Source organism: Sphingomonas agri (assembly GCF_038148795.1).
Taxonomy (GTDB): domain Bacteria; phylum Pseudomonadota; class Alphaproteobacteria; order Sphingomonadales; family Sphingomonadaceae; genus Sphingomicrobium; species Sphingomicrobium agri.
This window is the reverse complement of sequence record NZ_JBAPEU010000004.1, coordinates 1-12,874: the sequence shown is the minus strand read 5'-3', so window position 1 is coordinate 12,874 and position 12,874 is coordinate 1. Positions and strand designations below refer to the sequence as shown.

The window sequence follows — 12,874 nt, the reverse complement described above, 5'->3', positions numbered from 1 at the left end:
ACCGGGTCCTGGCCACCGATTTTTGCCCAAAGCAGGGTCTTGGTCAGCCATGAGCCGCCTCTCGTTTATTTGGAGTCTCTACATTAATCCACTAACTAATCACGTCAATTCGGTTCGTCTCATTTTGGAAGGTCCGGGAATCCTTGGAGAAAGAAGACATTGCGGATGCGTTCATCCCTGTTCTTCCAGTCGGCGAGCTGGTGCCGGCGAAAGTGAGGGTCGTGGAGCTTGCCGGCCGCAAAGTGGCGTTGGGATTGGGTGGCAGCGGAGTGTTCGCGTTCGAAGACCGCTGCTCGCACGCCGCGTCATCCTTTGCGGCGGGCCGAGTCATTGGTGAGTGCCTCGTCTGTCCGATGCATGGAGCGCGGTTCGATACGCGGACCGGGGCCTGCGTCAGTGCTCCATATTCGCCGCTGCGCAGTTTCGAGACCCGCATCGTTAACGGCATGGTCGAGGTCGCGCTCGCGCCTCGGATCTAGAGGATTTCAGGCGACCGAATAACCGCCGTCGATAACGATCGTGTCGCCCGTATGGTAGGCACTCGCATCGGAAGCGAGATAGACCGCTATCCCGCCAATATCGTCAGGACGGCCCCAGCGCCGCGCCGGAATGCGCCTCAATGCCTGATCTCCGACGCGCTCGCGAAGCTCCCGGCTGAGATCCGTCTCGATCCATCCGGGCATGATCGTGTTTGCCCGGACCTGCCACCGCGCCATTTCAACGGCGACCGAAGACATGAGGCTCGAGACTGCACCCTTTGCTGCTGCATAGGCATGAAGGAGCGGCGCTCCAAAGCGGCAGGCAAGCGAGGAGCAACCGACGATCGACCCGCCCGGGCGGCCACTGCGCGCCTGCCGTTCGAACTGGCGGCACGCCGCCTGGACGGTCCAGAAGGCGCCCTCGACGTGAACCGAAAGCATCTCGCGGACGAGCTCTTCGGGAGTATCCCCGAGCCTTGCCAGCGGCTGCGGCGTTCCGGCACAGACGAAGACTGCGTCAAGGAGGGGGAAATGCTCGAGCAGATCCTCGAAACCCTGCTCGACGCTTTCCTTTGAGCGCACGTCAATCTGGTGGGCATGGACAGGACCGCCGAAGCGGCGAAGCTCGTCGGCCGCGCTCGAGACCTTCTTGGGGTCCCAGCTCCAAATTACGACATTTGCGCCGGCCTGGAGAAGAGCGGAAGCGATCCCGAAGCCAATTCCCCGGCTCCCTCCGGTAACCAAGCAAGTCTTACCAGTCAGATCGAACGGAGCGTACACCTGGCATCCTCCACTGGCGTAGCGCCTTCCGGCAGCGGTCATAGGCCGGGCCGTCCCACGGATCAACTTCAGTGCAAATCGCTGATAATTATCCGATTGATTAGTTTTCGGCTCTTATTATACAAATGAGCCTGACGTCACTTCAATCGGTCGCTGGTGGATGATGGCCCCGCAGGGACTGGCCCTTGAAAAAGGGCTGAGGGGGAGGAAACAGGGTGAAAGCTGGACACGCAACGACTGCCGATCGCACCAGCGCCTCGCTCACTGCAGTCCAGCTCAAATGGATCTTCGAAACAGCGTTCCTGACGCGGTCGTTCGAAACCCGCAGTCTCCGGCTTGCCAAGGAGGGATTTCTTCCTCCCCTTCTCCACCCCGGAGCCGGCCAGGAGGTGAGCCAGCTCGCCGCGCTGGCCGCGCTTAATGAAGATGACCCTCTCCTCTACGGGCACCGGGGCATCGCCTATCTCGTCGGTCGGAGTGTCGCTCTCGACGCGATGCTCGCCGACATGGCGGGCCGCGAGGGCGGCACCAACAATGGCAAGGGCGGGATCATGCATGTCGTCGATCTTCCCCACGGCGTTTACGGCCAGAGCGGCACGCTTGGCGGAGGCTTCGTCATTGCCACCGGAATCGCCATGGCGCTCAAGAAGAAGCGGACTTCAAAGGTCGTTGCGCACTTCTTCGGCGACGGCACGGCCAATCGCGGCACCTTCCATGAGTCATTGAACTGGTGCGCGCTCCAGAAGCTTCCCGCCATCTTCATCTGCGAGAACAACGGATGGGCAGTGTCGGTGCCGACGAGCGAGAGCACGTCCGTCAAGGACATATCGGTGCGGAGCATCGGCTACGGCATCCCGGGACTGACGGTCGAGGGCAACGATCCTGATGCCGTGTTCGGTGCCGTGGCCGCCGCCGCGGCGCGGGCACGCGCCGGAGGAGGTCCCTCGCTCATCGAGATCAAAAACGTCCGGCTCCTGGGCCATTATGCCACTGATCCGCAGGACTACCGGGAGGACCGCGATTCGCTCGAAGACCTCGATCCGCTGGTTCAGCTTCGCCAACGGCTGCTCGACGATCGGATCTCAACCATGTCCGAGCTGGAAGGCATCGAAGTGAGCGTGCTCGCATCCATCGAAGAGATCGTCCGCAAAGTGAAGGAAGCTCCGCCAATCGATGAGGAGGTCGCCTTTGTTGACTTGTACGCGTGAGGCGGCCCCATGGCGGAGATAACCTACGCCCAGGCGATCAATCAGGCTCTCGCCGAAGAGCTTGAGCGGGACGAGGACGTGATCGTCTACGGCCAGGACGTCGGTGCCTGGGGCGGCATCTTCAACGTGACTCACGATCTCCAGGCGAAGTTTGGCCGCGAACGCGTGTTCGATTTCCCGATCTCGGAAAACGCGCTCGTAGGAGCCGGTGTTGGAGCAGCGATCATGGGCATGCGCCCCGTGGCCGAGCTTCAATATGCGGATTTCCTGCTGACCGCCGGCGACGAGATCTTCCTCAAGGCCGGCATGTGGCGCTTCATGCATGGGGGCGCGTTCAAGATACCGCTCGTCGTGCGCCTGCCTTCCGGCTGTACGGGAGCTGGACCGGAACACTCAACCTGTCCCGAAGCCTATGTGATGCACTCGCCTGGCCTTCTGTGTGCCGTGCCCTCGACGCCCGCGGACGCGAGAACGCTCCTGAAGCTGGCGATCCGTGACGACAATCCCGTCATGTATTTCGAGCATCGCCTGCTCTACCAGCGCAAGGGCGAAGTTCCCGACGATGACGAGGGGGGGCTTCCCTTCGGCAAGGCCGCAGTTCGCCGCGAAGGGGACCGGGTCACGATCGTTGCCTGGCAGCTCATGCTTCAGCGAGCGCTGAAGGCCGCGGACACGCTGGCGGAGGAGGGAATTTCGGTCGAAGTTATCGATCCGCGGACACTGCGGCCGTTTGACTGGGATACCGTCATTGAATCGGTCAAGAAGACCGGGGCCTGCCTCATCGTTGAAGAGGGCTACAGGACGCTCGGCGTCGGAGCCGAGATCGGGGCGGTTCTTTGCGAGCGAGCCCTGCAGTGGCTCGACAGGCCCCTCGCGCGACTGGCGCCGCCAGACATTCCTATCGCAGCAACCCGCTCGCTCTCGGACCGGGTGATCCCGAGCTCCGACGCGATTGTGGCTGCGGTACGAGCGATGTTGAAATAGGAGCCTTTCCTTTGGAAATCCTAATGCCGCAGCTCGGTCAGGCGATGATCTCTGGAGTGATCATCGCCTGGCATGTTGAGGACGGCCAGCAGGTCGAGGCCGGCGCACCGCTCGTCACGATCGAATCCGACAAGGCGGCATTCGATATTGAGTCGCCTGCAACTGGCGTTGTGACCCGGAGTGTCGCTGCGGGCGAAGAGGCCGACGTTGGTGCAGTACTCGGCTTCATCAGCGCCGACGGCGCCGCCCCTGTGCCCGCCTCAAGATCCGCGGACGAAAACGCAGCGTCCTCCGCGCGCCCACCGGCGGAGGTTTCGAAGCAACCCGCCGCCGAGATTTCCGCGTCCCCCCGCGCAAGGGCTGCAGCCCGCGGGAAAATTCCGCTGGCGAAGGTGAAGCCGAGTCGCGCTGACGGGATGATTACCGAGGAGGACGTCGAGCGTGCTCTGGCGACCGAAAAATCGGCCGCCCCGCAGGCCAAACCGGTCGGTGCCGGTGGCCGGCGAGAGCCGATCGGTGCTGCTCACGGCGCCGCGATTTCCCGTCTGCAGCGATCCTGGAGCCAGGCTCCCCATATCGTGCAGATGATCGCGGTCGACGCTTCTGCAATCGTGAATGCGCAGAAGCTGATCAAACAAGGCCTTCTCGACGCGACCCTCAATGACATCATCATCAAGGCTGCCGCAGATGTGATGGCCGAGTTTCCCGACCTCAACGCCTTCATCGATGGAAACGATATCGTCTACGCAGACGATGTCGACGTGAACATCGCGGTCGCGACGGAACGCGGGCTTCGAACGCCGTCCATCACCTCGGTTGCAGGCCTCTCTCTCGAGAAGGTGGCGGCGCGCACCCGCGATGCCGTGGAACAGGCGCGGCAGGGGCGTTCGACGATGCGCCGTGCGAGCCTTACCGTCTCCAATCTTGGCCGCTACGGCGTACAGTTCGGGACTCCCGTCCTCAATCTAGACGAATCTGTCCTGGTGTTCGTCGGGGCGGTCACCGAAAAGGTGCGCGTCGTTTCCGGAGCCATCCAGACGGGACACCAACTGATGCTGAGCATCGCCTACGATCATCGGATCGTGGATGGCCTGAGGGCTGCGGAGTTCTCGTCTGCCGTACGCCAGCGGCTGGAGCAATTTGACACTGGAAAGCCCGCGACGGCCGAGCGTGCGCACGAGCGCAAGGTGACCGCCAGAACGCGCCGCCTGCGGTGCGAGCTCGAAGACTCGGCCGGCCACCGATGGATCATCGATGAACCCCCTGCAATTGGCGGAACTGACCAAGGTCCGGATCCGGTCACGAGCGTTCTTGGAGGACTTCTATCCTGCCTGATGATCGCATTCCGGCTTCTGGCTGAACGTCGCGGGATCCCGATCGAGGGCCTGGATGGGTCAATTTCGACTCCCGACCTCGCCAAGGTCGGAAAGATCGAGGCAAGCCTGCGGGTGCGCTCCTCGGCGGACGCCGAGAAAGTCCAGGCATTGATGAAGCCGGCCAAGCAGGCCTGCTACGTGCACGCGATGCTGAAACCGGAGCTCGACTTGAGCATCACACTTCATGTCGAACCGATCGAGGCTGGAACAGCGTGAACCATTCCCGGCGAGAAGAACCTGAAATCCAGAAGGCGTTTTACGAATGAGAATGAAGGCGGCAGTCGCGCGTCACCCGGGACAGAATTTCTCGCTCGAGACGGTCGAGCTCGAAGAGCCTCGCGACGATGAGATTCTGATAAGAATTGAAGCTGCGGGAGTTTGTCACACCGACCTCGTCTTCCGCGACATGGAAACGGGCCTCGCCTTGCCCGCTGTCCTCGGCCACGAAGGAGCCGGCATCGTGGAACGGGTGGGCGCTCGGGTCACCAAGGTCGTCGAAGGCGACCGTGTGCTGATCACGTTTCGCTCGTGCGGCGAGTGCGACCGATGCCGCGAGAAGCTTCCCGCTTATTGCCGGCAGCTTCCGCAGCTGAATTTCGTCGGAATGCGACCGGACGGAAGCACGACGATCCGTTCGGACGATCAGCCGATCTCGAGCAACTTCTTTGGTCAATCATCCTTCGCCACGCACGCACTCGCCTATGAGCGCAACGTCGTCCGGCTGGATCCGGGCCTTTCGCCCGTCACGTACGCGCCGCTCGGGTGCGGCGTTCAGACCGGCGCAGGAGGGATCATGCGGTCCCTGGCGTGCAGCGCCGGCTCGTCCCTAGTCGTCATTGGCGGGGGAACCGTCGGTCTGAGCGCAATTCTTGGAGCGGTCATTCAGGGGTGCAACCCGATAATCCTCATCGAACCGATCGCCGAACGTCGTGCATTGGCCATTGAACTTGGTGCAACGCACGTCATCGATCCGATGGCTGCCGACGTTCCTGCCGCCGTTGTCGAGATTGCGCCTGGAGGCGTTGACTTTGTTTTCGATACGAGCGGAATCCCGGCAGCTCTCGAGAGCGCGTTTGGCTATCTCGGCTCGCACGGCGCCGTTGGTCTCGTGGGTGTACCGTCGATCGCGGGCGCAACGCTTTCCGTCCCCATTGCACAGGCGATCACCTTCGGCTTTTCCGTGAAGGGTATCATCGAAGGCGACAGCGATCCCGACGAGTTCATTCCCGAGTTGATCCGTCTCCATCGGGAGGGCCGTTTTCCGTTCGATCGGCTCATCACCAGCTTTCCGTTCGATAAGATCAATGAGGCGATCGAAGATCAGCACGCCGGAAAGTGCGTGAAAGTCGTACTCGAGATGCCGGCTGGCAAATAAGGGACACTGGCGATGGAAGAGCGTTCGAAGTTCGAAGTGACCATAGGCGGAAAGGCCTATGACGTTCGCGCGGCATTCGACGTCGTCAACCCGGCGACGGAGGAGGTGATTGCCCGGGCCCCCGACTGCGGGCCCGAAGAAGTTGACGCAGCGGTTGGCGCAGCAAAGGCCGCGTTCCCAGCATGGAAAAAGACGCCGTTCGAAGAACGCGCCGAATGCGTTCGGAAGATCGCCAGCCAGCTCACCGACAACGCCGACGAACTCATGCGGCTTCTGACGATCGAACAGGGCAAACCCCACAACGATGCGAGCGGCGAGATCGCTGCGGCCGCTTATTGGTGTAATTCGGTTGCAAGCCTCGAGCTTCCCATTGTCACCAATGAAGACAGCGACGATCGCCGGTCCGTGACAACGCGCGTGCCAATTGGCGTCGTCGCGGCCATCGTTCCCTGGAACTACCCTGTGCTCCTGGCGATCTGGAAAATCGCGCCGGCACTCCTTGCGGGAAACACGCTCGTCGTGAAGCCTTCTCCTTACACGCCCTTGACGATGCTGAAGCTTGGCGAGCTCCTCCGCGGGCTCATTCCGGACGGCGTGTTCAACGTGATTTCTGGCGGCGACCAGCTTGGCCCCCTGATCACCGAGCATCCCGGCATCGACAAGGTCAGCTTTACCGGTTCGACGGCAACCGGTGCTCGCGTGATGGCCAGTGCCGCGGCGAGCCTGAAGCATCTGACGCTCGAGCTTGGAGGTAACGACCCCGCCATCGTACTACCGGATGTCGATATCGACGAGGTGGCCGAGAAGCTTTTCTGGGCGGCGTTCAGCAACTCCGGACAGATCTGCATCGCTGCCAAGCGCGTGTATGTCCACCGCGACGTCTATGAACCGCTCAAGAAGGCGATCGCGAAGGTAGCCAGCCGCGTTATCGTCGGCGATGGGTCGCAACAGGGCGTCCAGCTCGGACCGATTCAGAACCGGGCGCAATATGAGCGCGTCAAATCCCTCATCGAGGACTCGCGCGCTTCCGGGCACGAATTCCTCGTCGGGGGCGACATCCCGGAACGTCGCGGTTTTTTCATTCCGGTAACGATCGTCGACAACCCTCCTGAATCGAGCCGGGTCGTCCAGGAAGAAGCATTCGGCCCGGTGCTGCCGTTGATCAAATTCGACGAGATCGATGAAGCCGTGCGCCGGGCGAACGACACCATATTTGGGCTCGGCGCCTCGGTCTGGTCTCGAGACGAGGCGAAGGCTGCCGAAATTGCCGCAGAGCTCGAGGCCGGCACGGTCTGGATCAATGAAATCCAGAACCTCTCTCCATTCGCCAGCTTCGCAGGTCACAAGAAATCGGGGATCGGCGTCGAAAACGGCCTCGAGGGACTGCTCCAATATACGAACCCGCAAACGGTAAGCCTGGGCAAGCGCAAGAGCGATCCCGCCGAAACGGCATGACGGCAATGCATCCGAGCCATCACGCTCGCACCCGTCCCGAAAAGCCGGCGCTCATCATGCAGCCCTCGGGCAAGGTCACGACCTATGCCCAACTGGAGGAGGGCTCGAACAAGGCTGCGCATCTGCTCCGTTCGCTCGGACTGAAGCGGGGCGACGTCGCTGCGGTGTTCCTCGAAAATCACCCGAAATTTCTGGAGATCGCCTGGGGTGCACAGCGCTCCGGCCTGTTCCTCGTCTGCATTTCCTCGCGCTTCGGCCCCTCGGAGGTCTCCTACCTTCTTTCCGACAGCAACGCGCAAGTGCTGATCACGTCGGCCGAGCTGGCCCCGGTCGCGCAGGAAGTGGCCAAGAGCGCCCCGGAGCTGCATCTATTGATGCTGGACGACGTTCGCCCAGGCTTCAGGTCTTACGAAGACGCTGTCGAAGAGCTTCCGGGGACTCCCATCCCCGACGAGAGCCATGGGAGCGACCTTCTCTATTCATCCGGCACGACCGGGCGTCCAAAAGGCGTGCGTACTCCGCTACCCGACGGGCCCCTCGATACGCCCCCGCCAATCGCCGGTCTCGCCCGTGAATATTACGGGTTCGATGAGAACACGGTCTACCTCTGTCCCGCGCCGCTCTATCACGCGGCCCCGCTACGCTGGTCGATGCTCGTGCAGCGGCTCGGCGGTACCGTCGTTCTGCTCTCGAACTTCGATGCAGAGCTCGCGCTCGCATCGATCGAAAAATACCAGGTGACCGCGGCTCAATGGGTACCCACGCATTTCGTGCGGATGCTCAAGCTCCCCGATGAAGTGAGGGCGCGGTACGACCATTCATCGCTGAGGACGGCGGTGCATGCCGCTGCCCCCTGCCCCGTCGAGGTCAAGAAGGCGATGATCGATTGGTGGGGTCCGATACTCTTCGAATATTATGCGGGTACGGAGGCCAACGGGCTGACCGGCCTCAGCACGGAAGAATGGCTTCGCAAGCCCGGTTCGGTCGGCCGCTCGATCGTAGGCGAGGTCAAAATCTGCGACGATCTTGGTGAGCCGGTCCCGATCGGTACGGAGGGACTGGTCTATTTCGCCAATGGATTGCCGTTCGAATATCACAACGACCCACAAAAAACGGCGGAGAGCCGGAACCGGTACGGTTGGACGAGCCTCGGCGACATCGGTCGTCTGGACGAAGATGGCTATCTTTACCTGACCGATCGAAAGAGCTTCACGATCATTTCCGGGGGTGTGAACATCTACCCCCGAGAGATTGAAGACATTCTTGTCACTCATCCCAGGGTCGCGGACGCGGCAGTCATCGGCGCCCCGGACCCGGACATGGGAGAGCGCGTCGTTGCGGTTATCCAGCCACTGAGCTGGAGCGATGCAGGTCCTGCGCTCGCCGAGGAACTGCAGCAATTCGTTCGCCAGAGGCTTTCGGGGATCAAGGTACCCCGCCAGGTCGATTTCATGGCCGAACTGCCGCGCCATCCAAATGGCAAGATGTACAAACGCCAGATCCGCGAACTCTACTGGTCGAGCGGCAGCTGATGGAAAACAAGCCGCTTCACGACTGGCCGATCCTCATCACCGGGGCATCCTCAGGGATCGGCGCCCATTTCGCCCGCGTCTGTGCACGTGCCGGTTCCCACGTCATCGTCGCTGCGCGTCGCCGGGACCGGCTCGCGGATATCGTCAACGAGATCAGAGCGGCCGGCCAGCAAGCCTCCGCCGTCGAACTCGACGTTGCCGACGAAGAGTCTGTCTCCAGAGGTTTCGAGCGTGCGGAAGCCGAGGCAGGACCGATCCGGGCCGTCATCGCCAATGCGGGTATCTCCGGGGCCGGTCTCGCAACGAAGCTGTCGGCTGGAGACTTCGATCAGACCATGGCGGTAAACGTGCGCGGGGTGTTCCTGACGGCCCGCGAAGCTGCCCGCCGGATGATGGCTGCCGACAGCCGCGACAACCGCATCCTTCTCATTTCATCGATTGGAGGATTGCTGCCGCTGCCGGCCCTGTCGGCTTATTCCGCGAGCAAGGCTGCCGTCGTGATGCTTGGTCAGAGCCTCGCCAGGGAATGGATCAACAAGGGCATCAATGTGAATGTCCTGTGCCCGGGATACATGAGGACCGAGATCAACGACCATTGGTTCGAAAGCGACAAGGGAAAGGCCCAGATCGCAGGGTTTCACCGTCAGCGATTGATGCCTGTCGAAGCGCTCGACTCGATCATGCTTTATCTTTGCGGGCCTCAGTCCGCGTTTGTCACAGGATCGGTATTCAAGATCGACGACGGGCAGAGTCTTCCCTGAGACAGGAAGTGCGGCTCAACCTTTGGCGCCCGCCGCAATCGCCTGGCCCCAGGCGATCTCCATCAGCCTGGGAAGGATCTTCACCCGCTCGCACGCCTGGGCAGAAGCTGCCGTTCCGCGAAGAATGCGGCCCTTGATGCCGTGGAAAATGGCTGCCGTCCGGAAGAAGCTGAACGCGACATAGAAGCCGTAATCGGGGATTCCGGCACGCCCGGTGCGCCGGCAATAGGCCTCGATATACGCTTCCTCGGTGGGGATATTGAGTGCCTGGAGGTCGGCACCCTTCAGCCCGGCAACGATGTCGGGCGGCATTCGGTACATGGCAGCGTGATTGGCGAAATCACCGAGGGGATGGCCAAGCGTTGATAACTCCCAGTCGAGAACGGCGATGACGCGCGGCTCCGAGGGATGAAAGATGAGATTGTCGACCCTAAAATCTCCGTGCACGATCGCTGCTGCATCGTCCTCGGGAGTGTTCGCTGACAGCCAATCGATGAGCTTGTCCATGTTCGGATCGCGGCCGGCTTCACGGTCCTCGCGATATTGGCTGGACCAGCGGGCGATCTGGCGGGCGAAGTAATTGCCCGGACGCCCATAATCCCCGATCCCGATCCTGTTGGGATCGATCCCATGCAGACGGGCGATAACCTCGTTCATTGAATCGAACATCTGCCAACGCTCGTCGGAAGAAACTTCGGGCATCGTCGCATCCCAGAAGATGCGTCCAGCAACGTAGTCCATGACGTAGAATGGCGTGCCGATGACGCTCGGATCCTCGCACCATCCATGGACATGGGGAACCTCGAAGCCGGTTTGCTCAAGCGCCTGCATCACGCGAACCTCGCGGTCGATCGCGTGCGCTCCCGGGAGAAGCTGCCCTGGCGGCTTCCGCCGCATCACATAGGAGCCGCCGGGGCTCTCGATGAGAAAGGTCGGATTGCTCTGGCCGCCACTGAATTGACGGACGCTGATTTCGCGTTCGAAGCCATCAATGTGCTCGGCCATCCAGGTAGCAAGCCGAAGCTTGTCGAAGCCGTGCTCCGCCTGAATTTCGCGGACCTGGGGCTGATTGCTCGGAGAGCTCATTTCGCGCCCGCCGTTTTCTTGATGCGCTTGGCAAGGGACCAGCGATGAACCTCCGAAGGACCATCGTAGATCCGGAATGCCCGTATCTCGCGGAAGATCTGTTCGACGACCGTATCGCCGCTCACCCCGCGGCCGCCCATCACTTGAACGCAGCGGTCCGCCACTCTGAAGAGGGCTTCCGAAACGGAAACCTTCGTCATCGAGCTCTCGGACGTGCCAAGGGAGCCCGTGTCGAGGACGTCGGCACACCAGTCGATCATGAGTTCCGATGACTTCAGATCGATAAGATTGTCTGCGAGCTGGAATCCCACGCCCTCATGGTCAATCAGGAGCTTGCCAAAGGCGGTCCGCCGGCACGCATATTCACAAGCAATTTCCTGAGCCCTCGCGGCTGCCCCGTGCCATCGCATGCAGTGCGAAAGCCGCGCCGGCGACAGCCGGAGCTGGGCATAGCGAAACCCCTGCCCGACAACGCCGAGCACATGCTCCCCGGGTATTCGCAGGCGATCGATCGTGACGACGGCATGCCCGCCGGGCATCGAGCTATCGATTGTTTCCAGCACGCGTTCGATGATGACCTGCGGGTTGGGCAACTCGACCAGAAACATCGTGGCGCCGGCCTGCGTGCTCGCCATGATGATCCCGACGCGCGCACCGACCGCCCCGGTGATAAAGGCCTTGCGGCCCTCGATCAGCCAGTCGCTTCCGTCCTGCTGGGCCGTGGTCTTGAGCATGGAGGGATCGGAACCGGCGCCCCCATCCTCCGCGGGTTCGGTCATGAAGAATGCGGATCGGGCGCGGCCCTCGACAAGCGGCTTTAGAAACTGGTCCTTCTGAACATCCGACGCCACTTGGCCCAGGAGGTACATGTTGCCCTCATCGGGCGCGGCGGTGTTCAACGCCACGGGGCCAAGGGGCGAAAGTCCGGTTTTCTTGAGCAGCATTGCCGTCTCGCGCTGCGAAACGTGCTCGCCGTCCGATCGGATGTGGGGAGTAAGAAGTCCCTCCGCGCGTGCCATGTCCCGCATTTCCTGTACCAGCTCGTCGCTGGGCCCATGGGGAGTGCATCTGGGGTCGCTTTCCAGAGGGATGACCTTCTGCCGTACGAACCGCTCAAGCTCTTGGGCGAGTTCAGCGACGTTGAAATTGTTCGCGGTCACTTTCGCACCTCTCCGGACATGAAAATCATGTCCGATTTAATCGATCGAATAAAGTGGTCAAGCAGCCAGGCGGCGCTTGCCTTGGCCAAATTCATCGCGTAGTTAAATGTCGTACTCCAAACAGGAAATTCCGCCCGTGTTCCGCATTGCCAAGAAAGCTCTCGATGTTGGGGTCGTAGTGGTGGACTTGGAGCGGCAGCGGCGTTTCTACGGTGACATTCTGGGACTTCCCTATGCCGGGTACATGCCGGTCCCGGGGGGCGTTCTGCACGTCTATCTCTGCGGCGATTCCTACCTCAAGCTCTATTCAATGGACGAGAAGCCCGGTGCACAAGGCGGCGCGTTCGGATCAACGGCGGGCTTTGCCTACATCACTCTCACAGTGCCGGACGCTCGCGGCGCTTACCGCGACGCCGTCGAAAAGGGGGCGACTGTCATCGCCGAGCCGGGAACCTTCGATGGAAAAGCTACCCTCGCGGAGCCCATTGGCCGGATGAAGGCCCGGTGGGCGTTGCTGGCCGACGGCGATGGCAACATGATTGAGCTGATTGAATATTGCGAACTGCCGGATTCCGAAGGGTAACTCGGGAACTCGCGGCGAACTGGAAGGTGCTCGGTTTCATGTCTGACTCATCCTCATCCGATCTTGGCACGGCCCGCTGCCCGACGGGAGCGAAC

At 61.6% G+C, this 12,874-nt stretch carries 12 protein-coding genes; 9 read left to right on the top strand and 3 right to left on the bottom strand.

Going from position 1 to position 12,874, the window contains the following annotated elements:
• The first annotated feature begins 143 nt into the window (after positions 1-143).
• Positions 144-479, top strand: coding sequence for a Rieske (2Fe-2S) protein (locus V8192_RS14600; RefSeq protein ID WP_341633846.1), 336 nt, complete (start codon positions 144-146; stop codon positions 477-479).
• Between the two features lie 6 nt (positions 480-485).
• Here V8192_RS14600 and V8192_RS14595 read toward each other — a convergent pair whose 3' ends face one another.
• Complete coding sequence (locus V8192_RS14595; protein ID WP_341633845.1) at positions 486-1,301, bottom strand: SDR family NAD(P)-dependent oxidoreductase; 816 nt, start codon at positions 1,299-1,301, stop codon at positions 486-488.
• 173 nt (positions 1,302-1,474) lie between these two features.
• Here V8192_RS14595 and V8192_RS14590 point away from each other — a divergent pair, with 173 nt between their 5' ends.
• From V8192_RS14590 to V8192_RS14560, 7 genes are read left to right on the top strand one after another with little or no spacing between them, the layout of a single operon-like run.
• Entirely contained in the window at positions 1,475-2,467 is a 993-nt protein-coding gene (locus V8192_RS14590) for a thiamine pyrophosphate-dependent dehydrogenase E1 component subunit alpha (protein WP_341633844.1), read from the top strand.
• Positions 2,468-2,476: 9 nt separating this feature from the next.
• Complete coding sequence (locus V8192_RS14585) at positions 2,477-3,451, top strand: alpha-ketoacid dehydrogenase subunit beta (protein ID WP_341633843.1); 975 nt, start codon at positions 2,477-2,479, stop codon at positions 3,449-3,451.
• Positions 3,452-3,474: 23 nt separating this feature from the next.
• On the top strand, positions 3,475-5,043 hold the full coding sequence (locus V8192_RS14580; protein WP_341633842.1) for a 2-oxo acid dehydrogenase subunit E2: 1,569 nt from the start codon (positions 3,475-3,477) through the stop codon (positions 5,041-5,043).
• Positions 5,044-5,089: 46 nt separating this feature from the next.
• Positions 5,090-6,202, top strand: coding sequence for an NAD(P)-dependent alcohol dehydrogenase (locus V8192_RS14575; RefSeq protein WP_341633841.1), 1,113 nt, complete (start codon positions 5,090-5,092; stop codon positions 6,200-6,202).
• A gap of 12 nt (positions 6,203-6,214) precedes the next feature.
• On the top strand, positions 6,215-7,657 hold the full coding sequence (locus tag V8192_RS14570) for an aldehyde dehydrogenase family protein (protein ID WP_341633840.1): 1,443 nt from the start codon (positions 6,215-6,217) through the stop codon (positions 7,655-7,657).
• 5 nt (positions 7,658-7,662) lie between these two features.
• Entirely contained in the window at positions 7,663-9,189 is a 1,527-nt protein-coding gene (locus V8192_RS14565; protein WP_341633847.1) for an acyl-CoA synthetase, read from the top strand.
• Positions 9,189-9,950 (top strand): SDR family NAD(P)-dependent oxidoreductase, encoded by a 762-nt coding sequence (locus V8192_RS14560; protein WP_341633839.1) that lies wholly within the window; start codon positions 9,189-9,191, stop codon positions 9,948-9,950. The genes V8192_RS14565 and V8192_RS14560 overlap by 1 nt, the downstream gene beginning before the upstream one ends.
• A gap of 15 nt (positions 9,951-9,965) precedes the next feature.
• Here V8192_RS14560 and V8192_RS14555 read toward each other — a convergent pair whose 3' ends face one another.
• Both V8192_RS14555 and V8192_RS14550 read right to left on the bottom strand, forming a co-directional pair.
• A complete protein-coding gene (locus V8192_RS14555; RefSeq protein WP_341633838.1) occupies positions 9,966-11,036 on the bottom strand; it encodes a phosphotransferase family protein in 1,071 nt (356 codons plus the stop codon).
• Positions 11,033-12,196: an acyl-CoA dehydrogenase family protein gene (locus tag V8192_RS14550; RefSeq protein ID WP_341633837.1), complete on the bottom strand. Its 1,164-nt coding sequence runs from the start codon at positions 12,194-12,196 to the stop codon at positions 11,033-11,035. Before V8192_RS14550 ends, V8192_RS14555 begins: the two co-directional genes overlap by 4 nt.
• Positions 12,197-12,302: 106 nt before the next feature.
• On the opposite strand from V8192_RS14550, the gene V8192_RS14545 reads away from it, so the two are divergent.
• The gene (locus V8192_RS14545; RefSeq protein WP_341633836.1) at positions 12,303-12,779 is read left to right on the top strand and encodes a VOC family protein; all 477 of its coding nucleotides are present in this window, start codon (positions 12,303-12,305) and stop codon (positions 12,777-12,779) included.
• Positions 12,780-12,874 lie beyond the last annotated feature (95 nt).

Coding starts and splice junctions, on each gene's coding strand:
- V8192_RS14595 (WP_341633845.1), bottom strand. CDS start 1,301: ATGACCGCTGCCGGAAGGCGCTACGCCAGTGGAGGATGCCAGGTGTAC.
- V8192_RS14585 (WP_341633843.1), top strand. CDS start 2,477: ATGGCGGAGATAACCTACGCCCAGGCGATCAATCAGGCTCTCGCCGAA.
- V8192_RS14580 (WP_341633842.1), top strand. CDS start 3,475: ATGCCGCAGCTCGGTCAGGCGATGATCTCTGGAGTGATCATCGCCTGG.
- V8192_RS14575 (WP_341633841.1), top strand. CDS start 5,090: ATGAGAATGAAGGCGGCAGTCGCGCGTCACCCGGGACAGAATTTCTCG.
- V8192_RS14570 (WP_341633840.1), top strand. CDS start 6,215: ATGGAAGAGCGTTCGAAGTTCGAAGTGACCATAGGCGGAAAGGCCTAT.
- V8192_RS14565 (WP_341633847.1), top strand. CDS start 7,663: ATGCATCCGAGCCATCACGCTCGCACCCGTCCCGAAAAGCCGGCGCTC.
- V8192_RS14560 (WP_341633839.1), top strand. CDS start 9,189: ATGGAAAACAAGCCGCTTCACGACTGGCCGATCCTCATCACCGGGGCA.
- V8192_RS14555 (WP_341633838.1), bottom strand. CDS start 11,036: ATGAGCTCTCCGAGCAATCAGCCCCAGGTCCGCGAAATTCAGGCGGAG.
- V8192_RS14545 (WP_341633836.1), top strand. CDS start 12,303: ATGTCGTACTCCAAACAGGAAATTCCGCCCGTGTTCCGCATTGCCAAG.